Origin of the sequence: Mesorhizobium sp. M7A.F.Ca.CA.002.04.1.1 (assembly GCF_004022805.1) — a bacterium.
Classification (GTDB): domain Bacteria; phylum Pseudomonadota; class Alphaproteobacteria; order Rhizobiales; family Rhizobiaceae; genus Mesorhizobium; species Mesorhizobium ciceri.
In genome coordinates, this window is record NZ_RZPL01000561.1 from 1 (window position 1) to 3,947 (window position 3,947).

The following is a 3,947-nucleotide window of genomic DNA, read 5'->3' on the forward strand; positions in this document are numbered from 1 at the left end:
ATTCGAATGATGCCTGGAACCAAATCACGGGGCCTGGAACCAAACCGCGGGCGAGACTGTTCAGTTGTAGCTTTGATCCCACCCAGACATCCTGGCCGGCAAAGCGGCGACATTGAGGAGTTCTCACCATGAAGATTTCATCCGGATTTCGTTCCATAGCGGTTGCCGCCGTCGCCACCGCGAGCATCGGCTTTGCCAGCGCCGCGCATGCCGACAGCGGCACGATCCGCTTCGCCGTCTACAAGGCGGCCTTCTTCGTCGGTGGCTCCGGAGGCGAAGGAACGCTGACCTTCCATGGCCGCCGCTATCCCATCTCGGTCGGCGGCGTCTCGGGCGGTCTCGCCTTCGGCGTCTCCAAGACCTATTTCCGAGGTACCGTGCGCCACATCAAACGTGCGCGGGATGTGACCGGGGTCTACGGTGCGGCGGGCGGTGGCGGCGCGCTTGGCAAAGGGGCTCAGGTGATCGTCATGACCAATGACAAGGGCGCCCAGCTCGAATTGACGGGCAGGCAGGTCGGCCTGCAGGTCAACGCCGACCTCAGCGGCATGAGCATCTCGCTGAGGTAGCCGTTAGCTCCTCAGGCCCGGCGCTTCCTGCCCCGTCCGCTCGACATATTCCGTATAGCCGCCGCCATAGGTGTGGATGCCTTCGGGCGTCAGTTCCAGCACGCGGTTGGAAAGCGCCGCCAGAAAATGCCGGTCGTGCGAGACGAACAGCATGGTGCCCTCATACTGCGAAAGTGCCGTGATCAGCATCTCCTTGGTGGCGATGTCGAGATGGTTGGTCGGCTCGTCCAGCACCAAAAGGTTGGGCGGGTCGAACAGCATCAGCGCCATCACCAGCCGCGCCTTCTCGCCGCCTGACAGCACACGGCATTTCTTCTCGATCTCGTCGCCGGAAAAGCCGAAGCAGCCTGCGAGTGCCCGCAGCGGCGCCTGGCCGGCCTGGGGGAACGCGTCTTCCAGTGTCTGGAACACAGTGCGCTCGCCTTCCAGCACCTCCATGGCGTGCTGGGCGAAATATCCCATCTTGACACTTGGGCCCCGCGCGACCGTGCCGGTATCGGGCTCGGAAGCGCCGGCGACCAGCTTCAGAAGCGTCGATTTGCCGGCGCCGTTGACGCCCATGATGCACCAGCGCTCGCGGCGGCGGACCTGGAAATCGAGCCCCTCATAGATGCTGCGGCTGCCATAGCCCTTGTGGACGTTCTTCAGCGTGACGACATCCTCACCGCAGCGCGGCGCCGGCAGGAAATCGAAGGACACGGTCTGGCGGCGCTTCGGCGGCTCGACGCGGTCGATCTTGTCCAGCTTCTTCACCCGGCTCTGCACCTGCGCGGCATGCGAGGCGCGCGCCTTGAAGCGCTCGATGAAGGCGATCTCCTTGGCCAGCATCGCCTGCTGGCGCTCGAACTGAGCCTGCTGCTGCTTATCGGCGATCGCCCGCTGCTGCTGGTAGAATTCGTAGTTTCCGGAATAGGCGGTCAGCGAACCGGCGTCGATCTCGACCACCTTGTTGACGATGCGGTTCATGAACTCGCGGTCGTGCGAGGTCATCAGCAGCGCGCCATCATAGTTCTTCAGGAAGGATTCCAGCCAGATCAGGCTCTCCAGGTCGAGATGGTTCGACGGCTCGTCGAGCAGCATGGCGTCGGGCCGCATCAACAGGATGCGGGCCAGCGCCACGCGCATCTTCCAGCCGCCGGACAGCTTTCCGACATCGCCGTCCATCATCTCCTGCGAAAAGCCGAGACCGTCCAGCACTTCGCGGGCGCGGCCATCCAGCGCATAACCGTCGAGTTCCTCGAAGCGGTGCTGCGCCTCGCCATATTTTTCGATGATCTCGTCCATCTGGTCGGCCTGCTCGGGATCGGCCATGGCCGCCTCGAGGGCCGCCATTTCGGCCGCGACTTCGCTGACCGGCCCGGCGCCGTTCATCACTTCGGCGACAGCGCTGTGGCCTTCCATGTCGCCGACATCCTGGCTGAAATAGCCGATGGTGACGCCGCGATCGACCTGCACCTGGCCTTCGTCTGGCTGCTCCTGGCCGGTGATCATGCGAAACAGCGTCGTCTTGCCGGCGCCGTTCGGCCCGACGAGGCCGACCTTCTCGCCCTTCTGCAGGGACGCCGACGCTTCGATGAAGACAAGCTGACGGCCGTTCTGCTTGCTGATGCTTTCAAGTCTGATCATGCGGTGTCCGGGGAATTTTGCTTGCGTGAAACGATTTGCCCGGCGCCTTACGCGAAGGATAGCCGCAAAGGAAGAGGCGCAAGCGCCGCACACCGCCGATCTCCCCCTCGTGGGGGAGATTGGCAGCTTCACCGCCAGACACACTCCAGAAACAAGATTCAACATCCGGGAAAAACTCGCGAAAACATCGCCTGTCATAACCACCCTCGCGGCGGTCACGCGGCCTGCGGCACAACGCGAAGAAATGGTCCCGAAACATGCAACGACGTTCGACCGGATGGATGGCTGCCCTGACAGGCATTTCGCTCGCCGTGCTTGCGGTCGCACAGTCGGATGCGGCGGTCACCCGGAGCGAATATTGCAGCCGGCTCGGTCTTCAACTCGACGGAGCCATCCAGACCAAAGCCAAACCCGGTGCCAGCGCGAGCCAGATCGCCGAGGCAACGGCACTCCAGGACAAGGCGAACCGGTTCTGTGCCGAGCGCAAGCAGGCGCAAGGCATCCGGACCTATGCCAATGCCCTGAAACTTCTTGGCGTGACACCGGTCGACCTGGACCAGTGACAGCAACCATCCATCCCTGAAAGACAGGCCGCCACTCTCGGATAGCGACGGCGGTTCTTCCAGCGCATAGCACCGCTGAAATTGCTGCCGGCTACTTCTCGCCCAGATACTGGAAGACGGCCTGCTTCCACCAATCGCTTTCGATGGTCTGCAGGAGGGCGACATCGAGAGACTTGCGCAACGGGCTGCCGAGCGGCAGCGCAATGGCATATTGCTGCTGGTCGAACGTCGCATCGAGAACCTGCAGGCTTGTCGCGTAATTCTGCCCGACCAGCCAGCCAAGCAGCGGCTTGTCGTGCACCAGCGCGTCGATCTTGCCGGCGCGAAGCGCGTTGAGGCCTTGCTGGATCGAGGCAAAGTCCTGATGACGGATCTGGGTCGAATCCAGATAGGACGCCGTCGACGAGCTCTGCACCGCGCCGACCCTGACCGCGGCGAGATCGCTTTCGCCCTGCACCATGCCTTCCATCTGCGTCACCGTCAGCACCGATGTGACACCCGCAGTGAACACCGCGATCGCAATGATCGATCCCATCATCCAGAGCGCGGCCAGCACGCGCCCCGGCACGGTTCGCGGGCCGAAATCACCGGTGCTGGCCTGCGTCGCGGCGATGGTCGACCACCACATGCTGGAAAACAGTCCCTTGGCGACGCCGCCGCCGAAATCGTCATTGTGCCGGCGTTCGAACATCCAGATGAGGACGCCGACCACCACCGATATGATGACCAGCGCCAGAACCGCCTGCAGGAAGCCGAACGACGTCAGGGCATGCAGCACCGGCCGCCATGACGGCTGGTTGTTGAGCGGCGTTGCGATGCCGAGCCCGGTCGTGAAGAAGGGCTGCGTGAAGTCGACGGCCTTTTCGCGGTCGGCCGTGACCGTGATCGCGGCCATCGCCGCATCGAATCTGCCGCTGACGACGCCATCGATCTGGTCCTGCACGGCAGGCACTTCGACATAGTGGAAGCGCAGGTTGAGCCGCCCGGCCATTTTCTGCCAGAGGTCGATGCTCAATCCCGACCAGCTGCCGTCCTGCAGCTTGAACGCAAAAGGCGGCGCCTGTTTTATCCCGACCGAGATCTCTTTTGCCGGCGAGGCCGAGGGGGAAGCCAAGTCGGGAGAAGTCTGATCGGGCGAAGTCTGGGCAAGCGTGACCCCGGCTCCCACACACGCGACGATGACAATGAG

4 protein-coding genes are annotated in these 3,947 nt (G+C 63.3%); 2 read left to right on the top strand and 2 right to left on the bottom strand.

Going from position 1 to position 3,947, the window contains the following annotated elements; genetic code table 11:
- Nucleotides 1-128 precede the first annotated feature (128 nt).
- Nucleotides 129-569 carry a hypothetical protein gene (locus tag ENZ75_RS24215; RefSeq protein WP_013530641.1) on the top strand — a complete coding sequence of 147 codons (441 nt, stop codon included), beginning with the start codon at nucleotides 129-131 and terminating at the stop codon, nucleotides 567-569.
- A 3-nt stretch (nucleotides 570-572) separates the two neighbouring features.
- On the opposite strand, the gene ENZ75_RS24220 is transcribed toward ENZ75_RS24215, so the two are convergent.
- On the bottom strand, nucleotides 573-2,195 hold the full coding sequence (locus tag ENZ75_RS24220; protein WP_013530640.1) for an ABC-F family ATP-binding cassette domain-containing protein: 1,623 nt from the start codon (nucleotides 2,193-2,195) through the stop codon (nucleotides 573-575).
- 281 nt (nucleotides 2,196-2,476) lie between these two features.
- Here ENZ75_RS24220 and ENZ75_RS24225 point away from each other — a divergent pair, with 281 nt between their 5' ends.
- Nucleotides 2,477-2,758, top strand: a complete 282-nt coding sequence (locus ENZ75_RS24225; protein WP_082826505.1) for a hypothetical protein — start codon at nucleotides 2,477-2,479, stop codon at nucleotides 2,756-2,758.
- A gap of 91 nt (nucleotides 2,759-2,849) precedes the next feature.
- Here the strand turns inward: ENZ75_RS24225 and ENZ75_RS24230 are convergent.
- Nucleotides 2,850-3,947 (bottom strand): transporter substrate-binding domain-containing protein (locus tag ENZ75_RS24230; RefSeq protein WP_348630622.1); only part of this gene is annotated, 1,098 nt, incomplete at its 5' end.